Below are 23,403 nucleotides of genomic sequence, written 5' to 3'. Positions count from 1 at the left end.
CATCGACTGGTCGCTATCAATGGCGAATCTGCCGCAAGGCCACCAACCGGACGCAACGTATAGATCAGATCAAGTTACTGCGGACCGCCCTCTGAAGGCTCTGCCCCGGACTGAGATCCCAGACAGCAGCATCGCCCGCGACCATCTGCGTCGATGTGCTCGACTCGGGCTCAGAGCTCCCAACTGATCCTGCGGTAGCTGGTTCGGTTGTGGCCCCGCATGCTGTCAGGGCCGTCAGGGACACCCACATAAACACCGAGCCAAGCCGAAATCGGGTTCGCATCACCGAGTGTCGTCATCCCTCTTCCTTCTAGCACCGTGCGCCAGCTTCAAAGGCTCGCTGGCAAACAAGCTTCGCAGGCACGTACGACAATCTGGTCCTACCAAGTAGGTTCTCTAAGGTCCCTGAGGCCAAGGACATCGTCGATGGCCCGGCGGGTGCGTCCCTCGCTAGCCGGCATCAGGTGGGTGTAGACCCGGAGCGTGCAGCCGGGGTAGGAGTGCCCCAGGTACGAGGCGAGGGCCTTGATGCTCTCCCCCGCGTCGAGCAACGCCGAGGCGTAGAAGTGGCGCAGCGCGTGCATGCCGGTCGCCCGAGTCGGGACGATGCCGGCCGCCCTCACCGCCGGACGCCAGTTCTTATCGTCGAGGGTGCCCGCTTGATTGCACCCCGGCGGGTGGTGGTGAACAGCAGCGGCACCGTCACCCGCTCGTCGCTGAACGGGTCCTCCCACGGCAGGGTGATCGACAGCGGGTCATACTTCTCGGTGTGCTCCTTGAGTGACTGGGCCACGGAGTCGGGCAGTGGTACGCGACGGTCCCGGTCGTTCTTGGGCAGGCCGAAGACCAGCCGGGAGCGGACCACCTTGACCTGTCGGACGACGTGCACCCAGCCCGAGTCGAGGCTAGGCCGTGTTGATCAAGTCGGTCTTGATCCAGATCAACGTGGCGGCGACGGCGATCGTGGTGGTAAGCACGGGCGGTGCGCCATCTCCAACCCCGTGACGGCCGCGAAGCCCGCGTCGTAGCCGGCCCGGCTCCCTCGCACCCCGATCGTCGCGCACGACACCACCTGTGCTCGTATAGTGAACAAGAGTTCATTCTATTGGAGTAGCGTTGACGCGAACACCGGAGCAGAACGCGGCGATGCGCAACGCGACGCGCGAGACCATCGAGGGCGCGGCGGTCCGTGTCTTCGCGAAGCGCGGATTCGCCGCGTCGAGCATCAGACATATCGCGGAAGAGGCCGGCCTCAGCACGGGGTCGATCTACCGCCACTATGCGAGCAAGGAAGCGCTGTTCGACGCGCTGCTCGATCAGGCCTCGGCCGGTCTGGTCGCAGCATCCGCGGTGCTCTCGAGCGACGCGGATCCGCTCACCTTGGTGCGCGACTTCACGTGCGTGTTCCTGACCGACCTCGCAAACGGGAACGGCGAGGCCGAGTTCTTCCTGGTTATCAACCAGGGGTTTCTGACGGATACCCCGGCCGGAACCGCGGAGCGGCTGGCGACCACCCAGCGCCCACTGTGGGACGCCTTCGCAGCTCTCGTGCGTCGCGGTCAAGCGGCCGGTCAGTTCGAGGACGGCGAGCCTGCTCAGCTGACGGCCTACTACTTCGCGACGTTGTCTGGCATCGCCAGCATGCGAACGGTCATCCCGGACGCGATGACCGAGACAGGCGTCGACCTCGTGCTTCGCCTGCTGACCCGAAAAGGAGCCTCATGACCATCGAGATCAAGCGCGGCGACGCACTGGGCCAGGGATACCGCCGACGCATCACCGAGGTCCTCGTTCAAGGATTCGCCGAGGACTTCGAGTACTTCTCGAAGGACCCACGGGCACTCGCGGACGCATTCGAGCACATGATCATCCTCGAGCGCTTCTACGTGGCGCTGGTCGACGGGGAACCCGCCGCGATCGCGTCCGTCACGGAAGGCAGTCAGGAGTGCTTCGAGCCCAACCGTCGAGAGATGCAGCGCGGACTCGGAGTGCTGCACGGCCTGATCAGCTACTTCATCGTGCGGAGTCAGTTCCTCGGAGCATACAACGGTGCGCGTCCCGGTCTGGCCGAGATCGGCTTCGTCACCACAGCACCGCAGCACCAGGGGATGGGTGTCGCGACGGCGCTGATGAGGCACCTGTTGCAGCTGCCGTACGACGAGTTCGTGCTTCGCGACATCAAGGACACGAACGCACCCGCGCTCGGCCTCTATCGAAAACTCGGCTTCAGCGAATCGAGCACTCGTCCGGTGAAGTTCTCCGCCCGGGCCGGGTTCTCCGCGTACGTGTCGATGACTCTGAAGACACCTGCTCGCTAACGACCTCGTGCACGGTAGCGAATCCTTGAGCATCGATGATCGCTGTTCGCGTCATGGTGGGCGCTGCGATCATGACCAACCGGCGTTTGACGGGCCTGTCCCGCTCAGTGATTGAGGGCCTGGTCAGCGAGTTGAGGCCGCGGTGGCGGGCTCAGCACCGTGACCGGCTCGCCTCGCGGACACGCCGTCGCCGGATCGGAGCAGGTGCCAGGCACCGGTTCGGGTTCGTGGATCGGCTGCTGGCCACGGTGGTCCATCTCCGTCACGGGCTCACCCACGACGTGATCGCGGCCTGGTTCGGGGTGCATCGCTCGACGATCAGCCGCAGCATCGCCGAGATCAGCCCCCTGCTGGCCGAGCGCGGCTGCCGGGTACGCGACGGTGTCCGGCTCCGGACCCTCTCCGACGTGGTGGCCCACCTCGGACACCACCCGCAGGCGTTGATGGACGCCACCGAAGTGCGGGTGCGCCGTCCGGTCGCGGGCCGAGCGGGCCGGGACCGGTTCGTGTCCGGCAAGGCCCGGCTGAACACCATGAAAGCCCTGGTGATCTGTGATCCGCTCGGGCGGTTGCTGTTCTGCGGCGAGACACGTCCCGGGTCGATGCACGACATCACCCAGGCCCGCACCGCCGGACTGGTCGACCTTCTCCTGAACGCGCCACTGGACGTACAGATCCTCGCCGACGCCGGCTACCAGGGCCTCGGCACCGACACCAACGGCGCGGTCATCACCCCCAGACCCAAGCCACGCAAACGTCAAACCTCCCTACCACCGAGTGTCACCGCCGCCCACGAGGCGGCCCGCAAACGGCACTCCTCCCAGCGCATCCGGTCGAGCACGCCATCGGACACCTCAAGAACTGGCGAATCCTCGGCCGCTACCACGGCCGGCGGGAGTCCTTCGACACCACCATCCGCGCGATCGCCGGCCTCCTGTCCGACCACCAACACACCGGCCGCAGCGAGAACACCACCCGGCGGCGTAGGGCACTACCCGCCGCACCTTACGTTCGGTGAAACGCGCTCATCATCGCGCCACCAACTGTGCACGAGGTCGTAAACGATGTCTCGTAACTCGATGCAGGCGTTGCCGGTCGGCGGTGTCGGCGTCATCCGGCGAGGATGATTTGTGGAGACTGGCGGTGAGCCACCGACAGCCGCCGGGACACCGCCCCACGGGGAGAGGAACCAGCCTCAGCGAGGCCGTAACGGAAGCCTGCGGGGCCGCTCTAGTCGGATGGTCGGGGCTTCCGCCTGCCGCGCCAGTCCAACCCCGAGACTGGCTTGCCACCGGATGAGCGGGTCGCGGCACCAGCTCCACCGCCAGGACGAGCCCGGCGCCCACGACAGCTGGCGGCACAGCGGCAGAGCCCTCACGCCGCCCGGAAGGCCCTCAGGACGAGGCAGGGCGTAGGCCGGATCCAAGGTTGACTGAGCCCTCGCTCAGGCCGTCTCCAGGCCGTCTCAGGCCGTGGCCAGGCCGTCAAACGCCACCCAACGATGACCAAGGTCAACCAACGGCACCAGATAAACGACCAGCTCAGAGCCTTGATCACGGCTCTGAGCTGGTGGGCGACGGACGAGTCGACCTGTACGCCGGATTGTGAAGGGTGCACACACTCTGAGCAGGCGTTTTACCCTCCTGACACCCTCTCAGGGCGTCGCTAGGGCGTCAGCGCGCGAAAGCGCATGGCCCGCCGGGGCCTATTCGTAGCCGCTCGCCATGACCAGCGTTTCGGCGAGGATCTTCCAGTTGGGTTGGTCGGGGAAGCTCTCTCCCCGGTTCGCGTAGAGATTGGGCAGGGCCGTCAGCGATACCGACAACGCGTCGAGGAAGCGCTCAAGGGTCGAGTTCTCCCAAGCACCGGGGTTACGGCGAAGGTCGTCGGCCATCTCACGCACGACTCGCGCCACGTCGTCACGGGAGGCGACCTGGTTGACATCGCTGACCGCAGCGAAGCGGCCCGTCTCGTAGGGGTTGCTCATCCGAGCATCGTGCCCGACCGGGCTCATGGAGTCGGGTTGCACCATGCCTGGTCTACTCATGGTTGAACAGGCTGTCGATCGCGTTGCGGGTGCGTTCCTCGCTGGCCGGCATCAGGTGCGTGTAGACCCGGAGCGTGAACCCGGGGTCGGCGTGGCCGAGGTACGACGCCAGGGCCTTGATGCTCTCCCCCGCGTCGAGCAGGGACGAGGCGTAGAAGTGGCGCAGCGCGTGCATGCCGGTGGCTCGGGTCGGCGTGATGCCGGCCGCCCGTACGGCGGGGCGCCAACTCTTGTCGTCGAAGGTGTGCCGGTTGATCGCACCGCGCCGGGTGGTGGTGAACAGCAGCGGCACCGTCACCCGCTCCTCGTCGGCCGGGTTCTCCCACGGCAGGGTGAGCGACACCGGCGGGAAGTCGTCGATGTGCTGGCGCAGCACCAGGGCGACGGAGTCGGGCAGCGGTATCCGGCGGTCCCGGTCGTTCTTGGGCAGGCCGAAGACGAGCCGGGAGCGGACGAGCTTGACCTGACGCGAGACGTGCACCCATCCGGCGTCAAGGTCGATGTCGTCGACGCCGAGCCCCAGGATTTCGCCCTGCCGCAGACCGCAGCCGGCGCCCAGGTCGACCATCGCCCGGTACCGCTGGGCGAGGCCACCGCGGATTGCCGAAACCTGGTCGTAGCGCAGCGGCACTATCCGGCGCTGCACCGGTCGCGGCGCGGTGACCGACTTTGCCGAACACGGGTTCTTCGCGATCCGTTCGTCGTCGACGGCCGCGCCGAGGATGGTCCGCAGGTGCGCGAAGATCACGGCCCGGGTCGCCGGGGCCAGCTTGCCGACCAACGCGGAGTCCCACTCCCGGATGTGGCCCGGCTTGATCGCCGCCAGTTGCCGAGAGCCGAAGAACGGCAGCAGGTGCTTGCGTACCCGATGCTCGGTGACCTCCCGCGTCGACTCGTCGAAGGACCGGGTACGCAGCCAGGTTTCGGCGTACTCGGCGAAGGTCATCCGGCCGGCCAGCGGATCGACGTAGGAGCCGCGGAGCTTGTCCGTCTCGGTCGAGACCATGAACGCCTCAGCCTCGCGCTTGGCCCGGTCCGGGAAGGACTTCTTGCGCTCCTTGCCGTCCGGCCCGATGTACCGCACCCGGTAGCGCAGGCCCTTGCCGAACAGTTGCGTCTTGACCCGCTCTTTCCGGCCGCCCTCGTGACGCAGCGTCTTGTACCAGCGGTCTTCGACGTGCCCCATCAGGCCGCCGCCTGCTCACGTACCCAGGCCCGGACCGCTTCCGGCTCGTAGCGCAAGTGTCGGCCGACCCGGGCCGCCGGCGGACCGTACTTGACCTTGCGCCAGCGGTACAGCGTCTCCTGCGGCACCCGGAGGTACGCCGACACGTCCCGAACCGTCCACAGCTTGTCGTTGGCCGTCATCACAGCCCCTCCCCCGTCTTGTCGTCCGTTTCCGTCGTCGAGTCGTCGTCGGGGAGCTGGGCCGCGCGGTCCTTGGCGGCGAGCAGTTCGGAACGCCAGCGGGCACGTTCGCTGATTGACCGCAGCAACCGGTGAGCCATCGCCGGCACGTCCGGATCATCGGGCCGCGCCAGTTCCCAGGCGTGGCGGACCGGTTCGACGGTGGCGCCCTGGTCGTCGACGCCATCAAGGCCGACGGTGACGCCGAGCAGCGCACGCACCCAGGCCCGCACGTCGTGCTTGTGGTCGGAGAGCGTCTTGCCGGACCAGTCGCGGGAGATGAGGACGCGCCGGCCACCGATGCCGAGGGTGTCCCGCTGGTGAACCTTGCCCTTGCAGCGGCCCGGCTTGAGCTTCGCGTGCGCCTTCTTCGGCTGGACGCCGTACAGCAGCCAGTTCGCGCACCGGTCGGTACACGGGGTCAGGCGCAGTTCCCGCCACAGCCGGTCCAGGTGCGCCCGCTGCCGGCCGGTGGTCGCCTTGTGGCAGTCGCCGGTGTGCTTGGTGATGTACTTCGTGACGTACCGGATGGTCCGCTCGGCGTCCTCGGTGCCGGGCATGACGCCACGCGCGTCGACCTGGGCGCCGAAGCGCACCACGTGCACCGGATCCGCGTCCGGGTCCTCGTCGATGGCGTCGAGCGCTTCCGTCCAGGTGGTCAGCGGCCGGCGGGTGTCCGGGTCGACCCACGCGCAGGCGTCCTCATCCCACAGCGGAGGCCGGTCGACGGTGTACCGCTGGACGTCAACTGCCGGCCACCACACCTGGTGGTAGGTCGCCGCCGCGACGGTGCGCAGGATGTCCCGGGGAATCGTGCCCCGAATGGCGAAGTGCGCGTGAGGGGCGAGGCGGCGTTGCGGCTCGACGCAACCGGCGTACTGGACGTTCCAGCCCTCACACCGCCGCAGGTTCTGCCAGAACCGATCCAGCAGCCGAGGGAAGTGCACCGCATCCCACGCGGCCCGGCGGTAGTCGTACCGGTCAGGGTTGAGCGGCGTGCCGTCGGGGCGGACCGGGCCGTAGGAGTCGAGGGTGAGCGTCAGCCACATCGACGGCCGGTAGGTGGCCCCGTCCGGCGCGGTGTACGTCCTGCCGACCGTGCGCGGCTCGACCTTGCGCCGAGGTAGTTCCGGGGCGTCCTGCCGCCGCCGGGTCGAGCGCTTGCGGCGCGGGCCGGTGTCGTCGTCGCCCTGGTCGTCGTCGCCGGTGGCGTGCGGAGGGGCGACGCGTCCCCGGAGCCCTTCGGCCGCGATCGCCTCTTCCACTTCCCGGATCGCCTCGTCGAGGTCGTCCACCTGGTCCCACTGGCACGCCCGGGACGCCTCGTCACGGGAGAACTCCAGGTGCGCGCGGAAGAGGACCAGGGATTCCTGTTCCTCGGTCGCCGGCTCCGGGGGCGGTAGCGGCTCGTCGTCGCGGTGCCAGCCCTCCCGAATCTGTGCCTGCCGCAGCCGGCGGTTCTTCTTCGCGCACGGCGCGCACTTGTCCTCCCGCGTCGCGCCGCACGGCAGGTCGATGACCTCGGTCAGGCCGGTGTCAAGATCCGTGCGGCGCATGGCCAGAGGGCGCACGCACACGCCGTACTCGGCGGCGATCTCCTTGAGCACGTCGACCGAGCGAGGGAGCGCCATGCGGGCCGCCCGCGACCCCGGCCGAGGAGCAGCAGCCGGGGTCGGGGCGGCCGGCGCGAGGCCGGGCAGGGTCGGCGCGGTCATCGGATGATCCCGACGACGTGCGGCCGGTTGGACTGGGCAACGCTGCGCGGAGGTAGCACCGCCGGGACGACGGGCGACGCCGGGACGGTCGGGCGGACCGGTTCGACCTCGGTGGCTTCCGCCGGCTCGTCGTACCGGTAGGCGTCGGGCTGGTCCGGCTCGACAGCCGGCGGCGTGACCGGGGCGTTGGACAGGACGACCTTGACCAGGGCGAGGAAGGCCAGCGACGGCACCGCCGCCACGACCCAGCCCCACACCGACGATTCGGCTTCCGCGACCTGGGCCGCGAGGGACAGCAACGCGAACGCCACCAGCAGCGAGCCGACCAGGCCGACCGGTCGACCGGCGCGGCGGCGGGCGCGTAGTTCCAGGCCGAGGTAGATCGTCATCAGCTCGACCGCTACGGCGTTGGCCCAGCCGATCCAGTTCGGTTGGCCGTGGGTGACGGACAGGTCGTGGACGTGGGTGAAGGCGGCGGCGCCGGCCATGGCGGCGATGGCGAGCAGGATCACCAGGCGTACGGCGGATTCGGTGCGCTCGGTCATCGCCACTCCTGCAACGGCTTGTCGCGGATGGTCAGGTCGATGCGGATGCGCCGGTCGGCCATGTCGGGGCGGCGGTTGACCATGTGCGCCAGGCCGTGCAGGGCGGCGGCGGTCTGGTCGGCCGGGCCGACGAGGCGGATGCGCAGCGGGCGGCGGAGCCGGTTGACGATGCGGGTGAGGGTGGTCATCACGGTTACCTCCTGGCCGGTCGGATGTCGGTGCGGATGTAGTCGGGAGGGGCGCCGAGCGTGGCGACGGCTTCGGAGAGGCAGCGCCACAGCGCCCACGCCTCGTCGGGGGTCAGGGACATCCGTCGCCGGCCCGCACCAACCGCCAGATACACCGGGTACGGGTCGGGCCGCTCCGGGTCGACGCGCACGGACACGGCGGTGACCGGTTCGGGGGTACGCAGCCGGTAGAACCGACGACCGATCGGGGCGACAGTCACCGCGGCTCACCCCCGCCGTCGGAGTCGAGGAGGTTGCGCAGCGCATCGGGCAGCAGCCGCCCGGACGGCTTACGCGGCAACGGAAGCCGTACCGGTTCGGTGGCAGTCTCCCGGCCGACCTGAGCGAGGATGTCCGAGGCGTCAGCCGGCGCCGGGAACCGCTGGGCCATGTCGCGGATGTCGTCGTCGCTGACGTACGAGAACCGCACCCGCATCGGGTCGGGGGTGCCGTCGAGGATCACGTACCCGACGCCCTTCGCCCACCGGGGCATCTGATCCGCGAGCGCGCCCCGGTTGCGGGCACCGTCACCGAGGACCATGTCAACCTGAGATGCCTCGGTCAGCCCCAGCGCGATGCGGGTCGGGAACAGGTCCCTAAACGGCAGCACCTCCTTACGCGGGTCCTGCAACGCGGCCACCACCAGCACGCCGACGCCGGCCCCCTGCGACAGCAACACCCCCAGCGACGAGGCGATGCGCCTGCGCAGCTCGACATCCTGCAAGTACGCGGTCAGTGCCGCCATCTCGTCGACGACGACCACGACCAGGGGGTCAGCCTCGGTCGGCGTGTGCACCCGCACCGTTCCCGCCAGGCGGGTCTGACGCTCCCGCAGCACCGTCACGGCCTCGTCGAGCAGGTCCGCCATCGCCTCGAACGACTTACACGCGAACCGGGCGAACATCGGCCGGCCGAGCGCGAACTCCATCCCGCCCTTCGGGTCGACCACCCACAGCCGCACCAGCCCCGAGGCGACACCGCCGCCGACGACCCGGACCAGCGACCACAGCACCGAGCCCTTCCCCGACCGGGTGGCGCCGCCCACCAGGACGTGAGTCGCGAGCAGATGCAGCGACCAGGCACGCAGGTCCTCCCGCCGGGCCAGCGGCAGCGCGGTGAAGTCCGGCACAGACGGCACCGGGAACGGCGGCACCAGCGTGCGCAGCGCATCGGTCCGCACCAACGCCACGTAGACGACCGTCGGCCGGTCCCGATACCGCACCCGATCCACCAGCCGCAGCACCCACGCACCCCGACCGGCACGAGTCGGCGGGTCGCCGGGGCGTTCCGCGTAGACCCGGGCATGGCGCCTGCCGAAGGCGTACGCCAGGTTCGCGCTCACCCGCTGGAACTGCTCCGGCGTCTGACCCCGGACCATCCGCACCGTCAACACGTCCAGGGCCTGATCCGAGCGGACCCGCAGCAGGTCAGGGAGGACGTGCCGACGGTCGAAGGTCTCCGCGAGCCCGCACAGGGTCATGGCCTCACGCCACACCCGCCGGTAGACGAACACCCGCCGGAACGCTCCCAGCAGCGGACCCGCCAGCCACGCCCACCACGACGACTCATCCCGCCAGCGCCACACCGCCGAGGCCGCCGACGCCACCACGAGCGGCACCACCAGGCCGGGCCAGTCGAACTCGACGTACAGCCACAGCGCCAGCACCACCGAGGCGGTAGCCACCGGATGACGCAGGCACCACCACAGCACCCGCCCCGACCAGCGCAGCACCAAGCCGAGCACCACCGCCCACATCGGCAGCTCGAAACGCCTCGGACGGAACACCAGCAGGTCACCGGCCGAGGTCGTCACCACCTCACCGCGAGGCCGCCCGATCACTTGGCACCCCGCAGCGACACGAACCGGCCCGACGCATCCCGAACCGGAGGAAACGGAAGCACGAGCTGCCCCACGCAGCCCTCACACCGGCCATCGGCACCCGTGGTCGGATCGAACCGGGACTGACACACGCCACACCGAGGCCAGCCACGGCCAGCCGGACGCATACCCTTGGACACGTCACTACCTCTCTCGACAGAGCAGGGGAAAGAGACAGAGGGCGGGGCTGCCGTCCGCCAAGACCTGACAGCCCCGCCCCCACCAAATGCGGCTACACCGCCGCCTTCTTGGCCACGCCCGCCGGCGCCCGCAGTCCGGTCGCGCGCAACGAGTACGCCATCCTGTTGTTGTTGCTCACGTACGGCGTGACCGTCATCCCGTCGAACTCCACCGCCTCGAACGGCGCACCCGTCGGCGGGACCGGCTGGTAGTCCGCCGAGATCTTCACCGTCGTCTCACGCGACCGCTTGCCAAGCTCCGGGTCCAGGTCCATCACCCGCACCTGCCACACCCGCTGGCCGGTCAGCTTGTCCTTCGCCGGGCTACGCCGGCCCGTCTTCTCGTCGTAGTCCTCGACCTCACCCATCGACTCGGGCACCAACGCGCACCCAGCCGGGAACACGTCCTCGAACCGCACGGCGAACCGGGTTCCGCCTCGAAGAGCCATCGCTCAACCTCCAACTTGTTAACTTGTCTGCCAAGTTGCGGTCCAAGGTAGACGGCACTTGGCAGACAAGTCAACAGGTCTCGTCGAGGGGTGGGCGTTCGCCGCCTACCGCGGTCACCCAACTTCCGGAGGGATCGAGGTACGCGAGGAGCCCTCCGACCCAGACCCGCCCCCGCAATAATGCGACTAATCTTCGGCAATGGTCGGCACCCGAACGCCGAGGCCTAAAAATCTGGCACTCCAGCCACCAAAGATTTGGTAGTTCTTACAACTATCAAGTAAGGTCTTGGCCGAAGGCAGCGAAGGCCCCATCGAGGTCTTCGAGATGCGCTAGACGTTCAAGTCAATAACCTTGGTGATCAGCGAGGTGATAGACGCCCTAGAGGCCACGCCAATAGGGCGAGGGGCCGCATGCACGTCACGAGTGCGATGCGACCCCCCGGGGGCTGGCATGTGCGATCAGATAGCCGGACAGCTAGGCAGGCCGGCCCCCGTTACCACCCTGGAACCAGTCCGTGACCAGGGAAGCGACGATGGGCGAGACCAGCCGGACGTACCAGACCAGGTCATCCCGTAGACAGTTTCCCGAGCTGGACTGATTCTTGGGCTTCCGCCGTCGGACACGATATGAGTCTTGTTCTCGTTTCACGGGCAGCTTGCTCCTCCTCCTGAACAGAATGATCCTCTCATTAGGTTGAGAGAATTGTTCACGCCGAGCCATTCGGGCATTCGGGTGAAGCGCAGCCAAGATAATAGCGCGACACCTCGGCAGGTTCGCAAATCCAACAGGCGCTCACATTTGTTCGTATCGCCGGACCGGGCCGCAGAACGCGCACCAGTAGACTGAGTGGCATCATGGTCAACAAGCGCGGCAAGATGTCCATAGACAGTGATCATTCAAGGCCCGACGGCGTAGATGACCTGACCGTCCAAGCCCTTGGGGAACTGAGTAAGGCGTTAGAGACCGTCCATCGAGCCCGCGGCCACTTGTATGCCCTTCATCAGCTCGTGGGTGGCGCAGACCTGACCCTTGACCGGGCGGCCGAACTACTACGTCAGGCAGGCCACGATGTGATGGCCAGCCGTGTGGAGCGCGAGCTGTTGGGTCGCAACGTGCTCCCGGGCCGCTGGACCTTCCAGATCGTGGAGGAGTTCGACGACGGCTACTACGCCGCGTTCCAGCAGATCGAACGGGAAGCTCGGGAGAAGCTAGCCGGCGGTCGAAGGCACATCTACGAAGCGGAGATGAAGGAGCGACGTCGCACCCACGGCATGCCGGGGCACGAGGCTACGCCAGAGGCGTAAGCGGTAGACCGTTCGGCAGAATCGAGGCCAGGGCGTCGGCTCTGGCCTCGATGATCCGCATACGTGCCTGGTACTCGGCCGGTTCCCGGTGTGCGGCCTGGCTGGTGACCTGGCCAGGCCACTTGCGGTAGAGCAGCCCATACTCCCGGGTGAAGTAGCCGGCGCTGACGGCGTTGGCGGCGAGCAGCAGGCCCGTGTCCTCGGAGGCGGGAAGCGCCATCCAGCCGCCCAGGGCGAAGACGAGATCCCGCCGCAGGCACAGCGTCGCCGGGTGCACGGATGCCCGGTAGTCGTTGGCTTGCCAGAACGACAGGACCGCACCGCGGTCGACGACCCCGCCGGCCGGGTCCTTGTCCCAGCCGGCGGTTGACCCGTCGGGCAGCAGATCGAGTACCCGCGAGGTGGTCCAACCGATCTGCGGATGCGCGTCGAACGCGGCGATGTCCCGGGCGAGCGCGCCGGGGGTCAACTGGTCGTCGGCGTCCAAGACCTTGATGAGGTCACCAGAGACCCGGGAAAGCGCGAGGGTACGGGCAACACCCGGTCCGCCGGGGCGGCCGATGCCGAGACTGATCCGGGGATCGTCGGGCAGCGTGTCGGCCAGGGCGCCGGTTTGCCCGTCCTCCTGGACGAGCCATTGCCAGTCCCACCCGGGGGGCATCTCCTGCTTGGCCAACGACTCGTAGGCGCCAGCAAGGTGCTCGATGCTGGGCGCGTGGACCGGGGTGACGACCGAGACGAGCTGCGTCAAGTTCTCCACCGCTGAAGTTTGTGGGAGTAGACAAGCTCAGTGCGGTCGCCAGGCATCACGACATCGGCGACCTCGACGACCCGGCCGGCAGTGTCGACGGAAGTCTTCCGCACGGTGAGGACGGAGACGCCCGGGTCGATGTCCAGGAGTTCGGCCTCATCCGGCGACGGCGGACGCGCGCGGATCTCGTCGTCGATCCGGTCCAGCTCGATGCCGATGGTGTGGAGCTGGTGCTGTGTGCCGCCCGGCCACGGTTCCTTGCCCTCGTCGAGCAGGTCCGGGTTCGCGGTCACCAGGTCGTACGGCAGGTACGAGTAGGACACGGTCAGCGGCGCGTTCTCCTGCCGGGAGGAGGTCCAGTAGACCCGGCGCAGCAGCGTCGCGCCCGGGTCGACCTGCAAGGCCGCCGCCATCTCCATATCGGCCTCCACGCGGGTGTACTCGGCGTGGAACTTGAGGTCGTCGACGGTCAGGCCGGTGTCGTGCTCGGTGGCGCCGGTCTTCAGCCGCTCGTCCTCGTCGAGCAGGACACGGTCCTTCTCCCACTGGTAGCGCTCGGCGTTGCGTCGGCGTACCCGTTGGCGGGGTGCCCGCACGTAGGTTCCGCGTCCCTGCTCGGCGCGGACCAGGCCCCACTCGCGGAGCTGCCGGATCGCGTTACGCACGCTGGTGCGGGACAGGCCGGATGACTCGGCAAGCTCGGTTTCGCTCGGCATCAGGGTGCCGGGAGCCAGTTCGCCGCCCATGATCTTTGCCCGCAACTCTTCGGCGAGTTGCAGGTAGCGAGGGCGCCAGTCCCGACCTTGCACACCGGCCACCGTACCCCCTAGACGTTCCAACGTCTGCCAGGTGGTCCCCCCGGCCGGGCGTTCGGGGACCGGAGCGACCGGTGCCGCAGGCAGCTTGGTCTGTCGCCTAGTAAGCGAGGAGGCCCGGCCGGGGCGCCGGCGGTCAGGGGCGCTCATCGCGCTCTTCCAGGTGCTGGCCTTTGGTCATCATCACCAACCGGGCGTAGGTCAGTTCGTAGATGAGCCGGTCCAGACGGATTCGGTCGAGCAGGACGGGCTGGGGCGCGCCGTTGCGGGTGGCGTCGAGTTTCACGACCAGATCTCGTCGCGCGAAGCGGTCGAGCAGCATCTGAACGCTGACCCAGCCGGTTCGTTCCTGACCGACGGTGGCGAGGAACCCGCGGTGCATCGGGTCGTTCGGTCCGCATCCTCGGCACCACGCAGGGCATTCGACGGTGCCCGTCAGCGACCTTATGACGTTCTCCGGCTCTTTCTTCGGCTCAGTCACTGTGGCTCCCGGGATCTACGTCGGCCTCGACCACCAGGCCGCTGAGGCGCTCGATCAGTTGAGCGGCCTGCGTCAGGGACAGCTCAGCCCAGCCGATGCCGGCCCGGCACGTCGCATAAACCGCGATCAGGGGCGTCCGAGCGTCGACGCCGATGAGATACGCGACCACCAACCCGCCCACGCGAGCGTCGCCGACTCGGTGCGTCGGACCGCGATGATGGCGGGTCATCTCTGACATCAGCGGCGGGACCAGGTGACCGCAGCGATCGGGGGCACACCAGTCCGGATGGTTCACGACGTCGGCGCGCTTGTTCGTAGGCGTCACCTTGGCCACCGCCCGACGCCGTCCCTGTAGATCTGGACTCGCGTGATCGGCGGGGTGAGCGGCAACGCGGACGACTCCCGCGTCTGTTCGACCGACCAACGCGCTGACAATCGGACTCCCGCCGGACGCAGCGCTGGCGGGACCTTGCTCTTGGATGATCGCGCCAGGTACCGCTTTCGTGGCCACCACAGGGAGAGCCGGTGGCGTCGACGAGGACGGCTGGACATCGCACCTCCACAGGTAGAAGAGAGCCGGTGGCCGACTACGGGGGAATGCAGCCGGCCACCGGCTCGAATGAAGGCACGGCGCACCGTCCGACGGGGACGGGTCGGGTATCGCCGAGCCAACTTATCCGCGCGGCTACCGCAACCGGTCCGACAGGACGCCGCGCGTCAGGTGCGACCAGGGCTGGCGCCGAGACCACCCCTGACACGAGCCGTCACCCTGGCCGCATACCACGAAACGTATCTACAAGTGGACGAGTTGTCTAGACGTCGAAACAGCCCAATTGGTTGACACTTGGTAAGACAAGTGCCAGGTACGGTGAGCGAGTGCCCGACTCGCACTACGGACAACCCCGCTATCGCGCTATCGCCAACGACCTCAGACGACGCATCTTGAGCGGCGCGCTCCCGCAAGGGGCCCTACTGCCGGCCGAAAGCTCCCTCACCGTAGAACTCAGGGCGAGCCGGGGCACAATCCGACAAGCCCTAGCAATATTACGAGAAGAAGGGCTCATTATTACCGAGCATGGGCGAGGCACATATACGAATCCCAACATAAGCGGAAGGGACCAGCTAGCCAAGCTGGAAACACGACGCCGTCTAGTGCCAGCCGACCAAGAACTCGCGAGTCTCTTCGCAATCGAAGTAGGCGCCGCGCTAGTCGAGCAACAGCGGATAATGCGGACTGGCGGTGTCACAGAAGAGGTAGTCAGAAGCTACCAATTGCCCCTAGTCGCGGACGACACCTAAGAAATGCCAAGCCCCAATAGACATGAGGCTAACCACCGCTCCGCTTCCTATAATTGCCTCGATTCATTCAGCGCTTACCGAGAATTCTAAGAAAAGTTGGGATCGATGATGCGATCTTCGCTCAGCTACAGCCAATCATTGAAGCTGCTCTCACGAGACGACGTCCGAATCGCGAAGCTCGATCGCCTACTGGGCGGGGCATTGTTGATAACCGGGCCGCTGACCGCAGGCGCTTCATTGGCATTGATCGACCCCAAAACCGAAGCAATTGCGCTTATCCGGGAAATCACCAACACCGCTCCAGCGCGCATCAAGTCCGCCACTGGACGTCATCACTATGATCTGCTTGAGTCAGCTCACACCGTGCTAGCTGCCACCGCGTTCTTCGAGGCATTTCAATCCGAACTCGGAGAATCTGGAAAAAAATTAGCGATTACCGACAGCGAAAAGCGCCAGCTAGTCTCCAGCTCGGCGCGGCATCACCAAGGGCTTTCTCGCGAACTTAATGACTCGCAATTTCCACTACCTTCGGTTACGAACGGGTTCTTCGAAAACAAAGAAAGTATTCGATCACGGTTCGAGGAGCTGTTCACACATACTCTAACCTTCGTCGAGGGACTATCCGCTTGGGAACGGCTATCACTCCGCCCTGACAACGACACTCTACGCCAGAGAGTTGTTGAACAGGCTGTAGCTGTCTACGAAGGCCATTTCATGAGACTAGCCGCAGACCTGCCAGAATTCGCATTGTGGATGAATCAAAGCGAGCACGCCGCGACCCGCAACACAGTGACCACAGCCCTAAAGTCCATCGAGTGCCTCCAACACCAGCAGGCCGGGGCTCTTTCGGAACTTCGTAGACTACTGGCACAGACTACTTCATCGGTTGGACGGGCGTGGGATGTAGAGAAAAAGCTATCCAGGAAGTACAGCTCCGTATTAGCTCAGCCCATTTGGAGGACTGAGGTTGAAGGTCTGGCTTTTCCGAACGTCAACGAAGGTTTTGTAAGTACGGACTTTCGGCTCTCAATCGCTGGTGACCAGTCACGACCACATCAAGATGGCTGGTGGGAAAGGCAAGAGCGGCGAGTGGATTTAGCAACCTTCCTAGCAACTTATGTAGCGGATCCAGCAAGCACCAAAAAACCACTAATAATTTTGGGACACCCAGGTGCGGGGAAAACTCTCCTTAGCGAAGTAATCGCTTCTCGGCTGCCGACCGGCTCTCATACTCCAATCATCGTTCAGCTGCGCAGGGTCGATGCGGACGCAGATATCCATCAACAAATCGAGAGTGCGCTTGAGTCCAATGTGCGGGAGCATGTGAGTTGGGGAAGCTTTTGCCGTGAGTCGCCAACCACCAAGGTCATAATCTTCGATGGGCTCGACGAATTAATCCAAGCAACAGGTGTGACACAGACGAGCTACATCGAGAAAATCGCTAAATTTCAAGAAGATGAATGGCGTGACGGACATGCAATGGTCCCAATCATCACATCGCGAGTTCTGGTGATGGACCGTGTACGAGTTCCAAAGCACTCTATGCTAGTCAAGCTTGAGCACCTCTCGGATGAGCAAGTTTCGCATTGGGTGCGGCGGTGGAACCAATCTAACACCGACAGCCCTCGATTTCGTCCCCTGACGGCCGCAGAGCTGCTTCACCACGGGGATCTTGCTCGTCAGCCTTTGCTGCTCTTCCTGCTCGCTATTTACGCTGCAGAAAGTAAGATTGAAAGCCTCGCGAGTGAAGAATTATCCGGGGCAGAGCTATATAGGCGACTGCTTGACTCCTTTATTCTTCGGCAGGTTAGAGAGAAGCTCCAAAAAACCGAAATTGGCGCAGCCGAAATAGCGCGCAGGCAGGCGGTCCTGCGAAGAGATCTTTCCCTCGCGGCCTTTGCGATGTTCAACAGGGGAAAGCAGTCAGTCTCGGAGAATGACCTCGGCAAAGACCTTCACGCATTAGCTCCCACGAAACAGTCTCATATTCAAGCCGACTTTAGCGAGCCTATCGACAGAGCAAATTCTACTGTAGCTGCCTTCTTCTTTGTGCATGTGTCTAAGTCCGCTGAACACGATGCTGCCAGAGGTAGAAGCAACTTCGAGTTTCTCCACGCGACCTTCGGAGAATACCTCGTCGCAGAATACACCGTCGACCGGCTTCGCGACCTTTCGATGGATCGAGACCGACTGAGGGAGCGCATGTTCGCTCAGCCACTGGAGGATCAAGAGTTCAGAGCCATCTTAGCGCATCAGCCACTTCTAAAACGCCAAGCGGCAGCCGAATTCGCAAAAGAAATAATGTCTTATCCAGCGTCAAAGAAAGCCGATTTGCGCGACACTGCTATTGAGCTCTTTTGCAATGCTCGAGATAAAAAGGGATACGACCTCGTGGAAGGCTACTTGCCCACACCGTTCGATCCAATATGCCGTCTAGCAAACTATACCGCAAATATGGCGACCCTGGCCATTCTGGCCGCTCACCCAGAAGCGATTCCCGAGAATCTTCTATCCAAAAATTCAACTTGGCATTCTACTGTCAATCTTTGGCTCGCCGGTCTAGACACAGAAGGCCAAGAAAGTGTCCTTAGAGGACTTAATCGCGACAACACGGATCGAATCTACTTCGATCCACCTTCAGATGAGATTGCTCCGAATTTGAAGGAGAAAGCCAGCAGGATAGCAGGTGACATTGCGGCCGAGTCTGCGATCTCGGCCGGGCTGATTACATGGCACGGTTCCATTGCGGCTGACCGATTTCAGCTCGATTTTCACTGCCGAATATTAGAGCTATTTGCGGCTCGCTGGCCGGTGCCGTCACTAGCTCGCATGATGCCCTTTGATGAAGATTTGTATAAAAAACTCGCAAAGCTTGCGAGAGAATCCGAATCGGGTATTTCCGAATCTAGCGCGAGGCTTCTCTTGTCACTGTTAATTGATGATGGACCACGGCTTTCACCAGATCTAGTCACTGAGCTTGCCATCCTTGGCACCACAACCCTACAGCGGGTTCAAGGCTACTTCGCCCTGCCAGTTTTAATTCTTAGATGCCCCCATCTGCTCAACGTCGAGGATTTCACAAATCAGTTTTCTGGAAACGTCCGAAATGCGCTGGATCTCTTTCTACGCCGCGTAACAGTAAAGCGCTTCTTCAGCGCTACACTGGCCGATGGCATCCAGCTAGGGGCCAGCTCCGCTGGCATGTTGGCGAGCGATACTTTCAGCCCAAGCCTAGTAGTGCCCGATATGGTTAAAGAGTTCAAGGGCGACGGCCTGTCAGAGGATGCAGTCCGGTCACTACTTCATTCCCTGAACTATTATCCGGAAATAGTCTGGCCGCAAGTCGATCCGCGAGACGTTCTAGAGATGGTTACCCGCATTAACCGCCCTTCGGAAGCTTGGAAGAAATCCATATCGCCCATACTGAAAACGTATCTATCCACCCGTGGAATTTCCGTTTCTGAGGATGTGTACCATTCGATAGTGGCAAGACTAGCCGGATATGCTGAAGAAAACGGAGACTCGGTTTCAGTCCAACAAGGGTCGTGACACCTGACGACACCTTGCAGCACAGCGTCCAGTGCCCCGTATCGCACTCTTGCACCACTGTCTTGCCTGACTGTCTTGCCTGACTGTCTTGCACCACTGTCTTTACTGCCGAATCGTTCTAATTGGAATCAAGGCACCGCGCTCCGCGCGGTGCAGGGCGGGAAGCCCGGCCGGCGGCAAGCCGCCCCGGCCGCCTACGGCGCCGGGGCGGTGAGCCACCGACAGCCGCCGGGACACCGCCCTTACGCCACACGACGGCAAACTCCTACGGTCGCAGCATGGACGACCCGATCGAGCTGCGTCTCGACCTCGCCACCGCCGAGTACCTTCGCGTCGCGCTGTACGACCTGGGCGAGCATCAGGCCGCAGGCAGACCAATTCCCTACATGGACGCCGAGGCCAGCAGAAGGCTCGGTGCCCTTCTGCGAGACCTGGATATCCGGTTGGGCGGCACCGGCAGATTCGCATAGCCGGCTTGCCAGCGAGCGGTACGGAAGCCGGCAACTCGACCGCCATCGGGGTCGGGGCTTCCGCCTGCCGCGCCAGTCCAACCCCAGGACTGGCTTGCCACCGGATCACCGGGTCGCGGCACCAGCTCCACCGCCAGGCCGTACCCGACCCTCCCCCACAGCCGCCGGCTCCGCTCCGGAACCATCGAACGCGGCCCTTCAGACGGCCGACAGCGGCGCAGCCAACCCGACCCGAGCAGAGGTCAACTGAGCCGGCACTCAGGGCGTCTCCAGGGCGTCAGGGCGTCGTCAGGGCGTCAAACGCCGGCCAAAGTTGACCAACGACGACCATCGACGCCCGGACATAGAACCAGCTCAGACCCTTGATCAGGTCTCTGAGCTGGTAGGCGACGGACGAGTCGACCTGTACGCCGGATTTTGTGCCCGGCACGCCCGAAGGCGCGCCGGCGGCGGCCATCCATCTCGGCCTGCCGTCGCCGGCAGGCTCCAGCGGCCTACCCGCAGACATCGGGCGGGCAGCCCTCAAGCGTCTGCGCCGGGTCGTCATCTTGCGGTGACGGCCCTTTCTTGGCCTTGCTCCGGGTGGGGTTTACCGAGCCACCCCGGTCACCCGGGGTGCTGGTGGGCTCTTACCCCACCGTTTCACCCTTACCGTCCCGTGACGGGCCGGCGGTCTGTTTTCTGTGGCACTGTCCCGCGGGTCACCCCGGGTTGCCGTTAGCAACCACCCTGCCCTGTGGAGTCCGGACGTTCCTCGGCGGCGGGCCGGAGCCCGCCGACGCGACCGCCCGGTCGACTCGTCCGTCGCTCCCCCATCCTAACGACGCGCCCGGTGTCTTCAATTCCACCCTGACGCCTTCCCATGGGTCACCTGATCTCGGGGAGAATGACCTGCTCCAGCAGCGCGAGCGGGGTCCGCCACTGGTCGGGGTCGTCGTAGTTGCCGGCGGTGACGGCCACGGTGAGGTCCAGGTCGGGCAGGACGTACAGGCGCTGGCCGCCGTTGCCCATGGCGGCCACCACGTGATGGTCCGCGACGGATTCGAGGTACCACTGGTAGCCGTACCGCCCGTCCCAGTCGGTCGTCAGGCGCGGCTGGAGCATCGCCCGGATCCAGTCGGCGGGGACGAGCCGTCGACCGTCCCACACCCCCTCGCGCAACACCAGCTCTCCGAGCCGAAGCAGGTCATGGGGTACGAGTCGCAGCCCGGACGCGGCGGAGGCCACTCCGTCCGCCCCTGCCATCCACTCGTACCGGCTGATGCCCAGCGGGTCGAACAGCTTCGCCTGCCCGTACTCCGGTAACGACTGCCCGGTGCCGTCGGCGATCAGCTTGCCGAGCAGGGCCGTGGCGCCGCCGCAGTAGGCCCATCGGACGCCGGGCGGCTCGACGACCGGCCGTTCCAGGATGTACCGGTACCGATCCGGGGCCAGCTCCATCGCGATCTCGGCGTTGGCCGGGCTGTCGTACGGAAGATCCTCGCGCCACTCCAGCCCCAGCGACATGGTCAGCGCGTGCCCGACGGTGAGCCGGGTGCGCGCGGGGTCGGCCGCCAGGTCGGGATGGTGCGGGAAGTGTGGCAGCAGCGGCTCCTGCGGCGCCGGCACCAGCCCGTCGCCGAGCGCGATGCCGTACAGCAGCGCGGTCACGCTCTTGGTGACCGAGCGCATGTCGTGCAGGGTCCCGGGTCCGAACTCGACCACGCCCAGCGGATTGCCCCAGGTGAAGTCCTCGCCGGCCCCGTAGTGCTCCAGCAGGCTCCGGCCGCCGCGCGACGCGACGACGGCGTGCAGGCCGTCGAGTTGGCCGGCTCGGAGCGCGTCATCCAGTCGATCGCGCATCTGCGCCTCCCTCCGCGACCAGCACCGGCCGGCCACACCCATGCCCGTTATACCGAACCCATGCTCCGGAGGTGGCCCCGCGTCTCGTGCACCAAGTTCCGGCCGGCTCGTACTAGCCTCGGGGATCGTGGATCTCTCCGACGTCGCGTTGCTGCTCGCCGCCGGTCTGGCCGCGGGCACGGTGAACGCGGTCGCCGGCGGCGGCTCGCTGATCACGTTCCCGGCGCTGATCGCGACCGGTCTGCCGCCGGTGGCGGCGAACGTGTCGAACTCGGTGGCGGTCTTCCCGGGGTACGTGGCGAGCGTGGCGGGCAGTCGGGCGGACCTGCCGCGCGGCCGGGCGCTGTGGTCGCTGCTGCCCACCGCCGCGGTGGGCACGGTGGTCGGCTGCGTGCTGCTGCTGGCCACCCCGGCCCGCGCGTTCGAGTTGGTCGTGCCGTTCCTGGTGCTGGGTGCGACCGCCGTGCTGGCGTTGCAGGATCCGCTGCGCCGGCTGGTGGGCCATCCGTCGCGGATGAGCCCGCGCCGCCGTACCGTCACGGTGCAGGCCATGGTCGCGGTCGGCACGGTGTACGGCGGCTATTTCGGCGCGGCGCTCGGGGTGATGCTGGTGGCCGGGCTGGCCCTGGTGCTGGACGCGACGCTGGCCCGGGTCACGGCGGTGAAGAACCTGCTCTCGGCCGTGGTGGGGCTGACCACGCTTGTGGTGTTCGCGCTGTTCGGCCCGGTGCAGTGGGTGGCCGTCGCGGTGGTCGCGCCGGCCACCCTGGTCGGTGGGTACGCGGGCGCCCGGCTGGCCCGCCGGCTCCCGGCGGTGGTGTTGAAGACGGTCATCGTGGTGTTCGGCACGACGATCGGCCTCTACCTGCTGTGGCGCGCGCTGACCTGACCGCCGGTCAGTACGCCTCCCCCACCGGCTCCTCCGGGGCGTGTTCGGCGGCGCGGGCGGCCCGGTTCCACACCAGCCGCTCGCCGTAGCCGGCGGCCATCAGGTGGCCGAAGGCGAGGTAGACCACCACACCGACGGCGAGGACGCCGAAGCCGACCCAGAACGGCAGTGCCAGGCCGTGTTCGGCGAGCTTGCCGGAGATGATCGGCGCGGGCGCGGCGGCGCCCCACCGGACGAGGTTGAACGCGCCGGTGGCGACGCGGCGGTCGGCGGAGCCGAGGCCGAGCGCCAGGTCGGTCAGGTTGGCGTTGGCCAGGCCCATGAACAGGCCGGCGATCACGAGCACGACCAGCGACGTGGCGGTGCCGGTGGAGGTGGCGAACAGGACCATGCAGACCAGCAGGCCGAGGATTGCCACGCCGACGGTCTGCACCGCGCCGATCCGGTGCGCGAGCCGGTGCCCGATCAGCAGGATGCCGGCGGCCAGGCCGAGGCCCCAGCCGGTGAACGCGAGGCCCAGCGGGATGACGTCGAGGCGCAGGAACAGCGGCGTGTAGCCGAGCACGACGAAGAAGACGAAGTTGTAGGCGGCGGTGACCACGCAGAGGGTGATGAACGCCGGCTTGCGGTAGGTGGCGAAGATCTGGCCGACGCGTACCGGTGACTGCTTGTTTGTGGGTTCGCGCAGCTTGCGGACCGCGACGCCGAGCGCGAGCACCATGAACACGCCGCAGACGAAGAACGGCAGCCGCCAGCTCACCTCGCCGAGCAGGCCGCCGATCAGCGGGCCGACGGCGAAGCCGAGGCCGAGCGCGGTCTCGAAGAGGCCGACCACCCATTCCCGGTCGTTGGCCAGGTTGACCAGCACCACCATGGCGGTGGCGAAGAACATCGCGTTACCCAGCCCCCAGACGCCGCGCAGCACGGAGAGCTGGACGATGTCGTTGCTGAACGAGGCTCCGATGGCGGCCAGACCGACCACCGACACGCCGGTGACGAGCACCGGTTTGAAGCCGAACCTCCCGCTGGCCAGGGTGGCCGGGATCATGCCGACGGCCATCACCGCGATGTACGCGGTGAAGAGCAGTTCGACCTGCCAGGCGGTGACGCCGATGGCCTCGCCGATGGCGGGCAGGATGGGGTCCACCACGGCGATGCCGGCGATGGCGAGGAACGCCACGAGTGTGGTGGCGTAGATGGCACTGCGGTTGGGCTCGGATCGCCGATCCACTCCGC

At 66.0% G+C, this 23,403-nt stretch carries 25 protein-coding genes and 1 other RNA gene; 8 read left to right on the top strand and 18 right to left on the bottom strand.

Features of this window, described 5'->3' with window-relative positions; all coding sequences use genetic code 11:
- Positions 1-380: 380 nt before the first annotated feature.
- A complete protein-coding gene (locus ACGFI2_RS29070; protein ID WP_393522939.1) occupies positions 381-623 on the bottom strand; it encodes a tyrosine-type recombinase/integrase in 243 nt (80 codons plus the stop codon).
- On the bottom strand, positions 620-889 hold the full coding sequence (locus ACGFI2_RS29065; RefSeq protein ID WP_393522937.1) for a hypothetical protein: 270 nt from the start codon (positions 887-889) through the stop codon (positions 620-622). The genes ACGFI2_RS29070 and ACGFI2_RS29065 overlap by 4 nt, the downstream gene beginning before the upstream one ends.
- 227 nt (positions 890-1,116) lie before the next feature.
- Between ACGFI2_RS29065 and ACGFI2_RS29060 the strand changes: the two genes are divergently transcribed.
- The 3 genes from ACGFI2_RS29060 (at position 1,117) to ACGFI2_RS29050 (ending at position 3,379) form a co-directional block, all read left to right on the top strand.
- Positions 1,117-1,725 (top strand): TetR/AcrR family transcriptional regulator, encoded by a 609-nt coding sequence (locus ACGFI2_RS29060; protein WP_393522935.1) that lies wholly within the window; start codon positions 1,117-1,119, stop codon positions 1,723-1,725.
- Positions 1,722-2,318, top strand: coding sequence for a GNAT family N-acetyltransferase (locus ACGFI2_RS29055; RefSeq protein WP_393522932.1), 597 nt, complete (start codon positions 1,722-1,724; stop codon positions 2,316-2,318). The genes ACGFI2_RS29060 and ACGFI2_RS29055 overlap by 4 nt, the downstream gene beginning before the upstream one ends.
- 227 nt (positions 2,319-2,545) lie before the next feature.
- Positions 2,546-3,379, top strand: a complete 834-nt coding sequence (locus ACGFI2_RS29050; RefSeq protein WP_393522930.1) for a transposase family protein — start codon at positions 2,546-2,548, stop codon at positions 3,377-3,379.
- A 644-nt stretch (positions 3,380-4,023) separates the two neighbouring features.
- Here ACGFI2_RS29050 and ACGFI2_RS29045 read toward each other — a convergent pair.
- The 9 genes from ACGFI2_RS29045 to ACGFI2_RS29005 all read right to left on the bottom strand — a co-directional run bounded on the left by ACGFI2_RS29045 (position 4,024) and on the right by ACGFI2_RS29005 (position 10,766).
- The gene (locus ACGFI2_RS29045; protein WP_393522927.1) at positions 4,024-4,305 is read right to left on the bottom strand and encodes a hypothetical protein; all 282 of its coding nucleotides are present in this window, start codon (positions 4,303-4,305) and stop codon (positions 4,024-4,026) included.
- A gap of 52 nt (positions 4,306-4,357) precedes the next feature.
- Positions 4,358-5,551 (bottom strand): tyrosine-type recombinase/integrase, encoded by a 1,194-nt coding sequence (locus tag ACGFI2_RS29040; protein ID WP_393522924.1) that lies wholly within the window; start codon positions 5,549-5,551, stop codon positions 4,358-4,360.
- Positions 5,551-5,733: a helix-turn-helix transcriptional regulator gene (locus tag ACGFI2_RS29035; RefSeq protein ID WP_393522922.1), complete on the bottom strand. Its 183-nt coding sequence runs from the start codon at positions 5,731-5,733 to the stop codon at positions 5,551-5,553. Before ACGFI2_RS29035 ends, ACGFI2_RS29040 begins: the two co-directional genes overlap by 1 nt.
- Positions 5,733-7,487 (bottom strand): replication initiator, encoded by a 1,755-nt coding sequence (locus tag ACGFI2_RS29030; protein WP_393522919.1) that lies wholly within the window; start codon positions 7,485-7,487, stop codon positions 5,733-5,735. The genes ACGFI2_RS29035 and ACGFI2_RS29030 overlap by 1 nt, the downstream gene beginning before the upstream one ends.
- On the bottom strand, positions 7,484-8,032 hold the full coding sequence (locus tag ACGFI2_RS29025) for a DUF2637 domain-containing protein (RefSeq protein ID WP_393522916.1): 549 nt from the start codon (positions 8,030-8,032) through the stop codon (positions 7,484-7,486). The genes ACGFI2_RS29030 and ACGFI2_RS29025 overlap by 4 nt, the downstream gene beginning before the upstream one ends.
- Positions 8,029-8,220: a hypothetical protein gene (locus tag ACGFI2_RS29020; RefSeq protein WP_208577844.1), complete on the bottom strand. Its 192-nt coding sequence runs from the start codon at positions 8,218-8,220 to the stop codon at positions 8,029-8,031. The genes ACGFI2_RS29025 and ACGFI2_RS29020 overlap by 4 nt, the downstream gene beginning before the upstream one ends.
- A 5-nt stretch (positions 8,221-8,225) precedes the next feature.
- Positions 8,226-8,480, bottom strand: coding sequence for a hypothetical protein (locus tag ACGFI2_RS29015; RefSeq protein WP_393522913.1), 255 nt, complete (start codon positions 8,478-8,480; stop codon positions 8,226-8,228).
- On the bottom strand, positions 8,477-10,015 hold the full coding sequence (locus tag ACGFI2_RS29010) for a cell division protein FtsK (RefSeq protein WP_393522949.1): 1,539 nt from the start codon (positions 10,013-10,015) through the stop codon (positions 8,477-8,479). Before ACGFI2_RS29010 ends, ACGFI2_RS29015 begins: the two co-directional genes overlap by 4 nt.
- A 355-nt stretch (positions 10,016-10,370) precedes the next feature.
- Positions 10,371-10,766 (bottom strand): transcriptional regulator, encoded by a 396-nt coding sequence (locus ACGFI2_RS29005; protein WP_393522910.1) that lies wholly within the window; start codon positions 10,764-10,766, stop codon positions 10,371-10,373.
- Positions 10,767-11,621: 855 nt separating this feature from the next.
- On the opposite strand from ACGFI2_RS29005, the gene ACGFI2_RS29000 reads away from it, so the two are divergent.
- Complete coding sequence (locus ACGFI2_RS29000; RefSeq protein ID WP_393522907.1) at positions 11,622-12,071, top strand: hypothetical protein; 450 nt, start codon at positions 11,622-11,624, stop codon at positions 12,069-12,071.
- Here ACGFI2_RS29000 and ACGFI2_RS28995 read toward each other — a convergent pair.
- From ACGFI2_RS28995 to ACGFI2_RS28980, 4 genes are all read right to left on the bottom strand, one after another.
- Entirely contained in the window at positions 12,055-12,831 is a 777-nt protein-coding gene (locus tag ACGFI2_RS28995) for a glycosyltransferase family 2 protein (protein ID WP_393522904.1), read from the bottom strand. The two genes, ACGFI2_RS29000 and ACGFI2_RS28995, sit on opposite strands and share 17 nt — an antisense overlap.
- Entirely contained in the window at positions 12,819-13,631 is an 813-nt protein-coding gene (locus tag ACGFI2_RS28990) for a GntR family transcriptional regulator (protein WP_393522901.1), read from the bottom strand. Before ACGFI2_RS28990 ends, ACGFI2_RS28995 begins: the two co-directional genes overlap by 13 nt.
- 142 nt (positions 13,632-13,773) lie before the next feature.
- On the bottom strand, positions 13,774-14,118 hold the full coding sequence (locus ACGFI2_RS28985) for a hypothetical protein (RefSeq protein ID WP_393522899.1): 345 nt from the start codon (positions 14,116-14,118) through the stop codon (positions 13,774-13,776).
- On the bottom strand, positions 14,111-14,452 hold the full coding sequence (locus ACGFI2_RS28980; RefSeq protein ID WP_393522897.1) for a hypothetical protein: 342 nt from the start codon (positions 14,450-14,452) through the stop codon (positions 14,111-14,113). Before ACGFI2_RS28980 ends, ACGFI2_RS28985 begins: the two co-directional genes overlap by 8 nt.
- A gap of 542 nt (positions 14,453-14,994) precedes the next feature.
- Here ACGFI2_RS28980 and ACGFI2_RS28975 point away from each other — a divergent pair.
- The 3 genes from ACGFI2_RS28975 (at position 14,995) to ACGFI2_RS28965 (ending at position 19,436) form a co-directional block, all read left to right on the top strand.
- Entirely contained in the window at positions 14,995-15,417 is a 423-nt protein-coding gene (locus tag ACGFI2_RS28975) for a GntR family transcriptional regulator (protein ID WP_393522895.1), read from the top strand.
- 105 nt (positions 15,418-15,522) lie between these two features.
- Positions 15,523-18,966, top strand: coding sequence for an NACHT domain-containing protein (locus ACGFI2_RS28970; protein ID WP_393522892.1), 3,444 nt, complete (start codon positions 15,523-15,525; stop codon positions 18,964-18,966).
- A 278-nt stretch (positions 18,967-19,244) separates the two neighbouring features.
- Complete coding sequence (locus tag ACGFI2_RS28965) at positions 19,245-19,436, top strand: hypothetical protein (protein WP_366621202.1); 192 nt, start codon at positions 19,245-19,247, stop codon at positions 19,434-19,436.
- A gap of 390 nt (positions 19,437-19,826) precedes the next feature.
- Here the strand turns inward: ACGFI2_RS28965 and rnpB are convergent.
- Both rnpB and ACGFI2_RS28955 read right to left on the bottom strand, forming a co-directional pair.
- Positions 19,827-20,236: RNase P RNA component class A (rnpB, locus tag ACGFI2_RS28960), an RNA gene on the bottom strand.
- A gap of 67 nt (positions 20,237-20,303) precedes the next feature.
- A complete protein-coding gene (locus ACGFI2_RS28955) occupies positions 20,304-21,278 on the bottom strand; it encodes a serine hydrolase domain-containing protein (protein WP_393522889.1) in 975 nt (324 codons plus the stop codon).
- A 127-nt stretch (positions 21,279-21,405) separates the two neighbouring features.
- On the opposite strand from ACGFI2_RS28955, the gene ACGFI2_RS28950 reads away from it, so the two are divergent.
- Positions 21,406-22,167, top strand: coding sequence for a sulfite exporter TauE/SafE family protein (locus ACGFI2_RS28950; RefSeq protein WP_393522887.1), 762 nt, complete (start codon positions 21,406-21,408; stop codon positions 22,165-22,167).
- Between the two features lie 7 nt (positions 22,168-22,174).
- Here the strand turns inward: ACGFI2_RS28950 and ACGFI2_RS28945 are convergent, their stop codons facing one another.
- Positions 22,175-23,398, bottom strand: coding sequence for an MFS transporter (locus ACGFI2_RS28945; RefSeq protein WP_393522885.1), 1,224 nt, complete (start codon positions 23,396-23,398; stop codon positions 22,175-22,177).
- Positions 23,399-23,403 lie beyond the last annotated feature (5 nt).

Source organism: Micromonospora sp. NPDC049282 (genome assembly GCF_043197045.1).
Classification (GTDB): domain Bacteria; phylum Actinomycetota; class Actinomycetes; order Mycobacteriales; family Micromonosporaceae; genus Micromonospora.
This window is presented reverse-complemented; position numbering and strand designations above follow the sequence as displayed.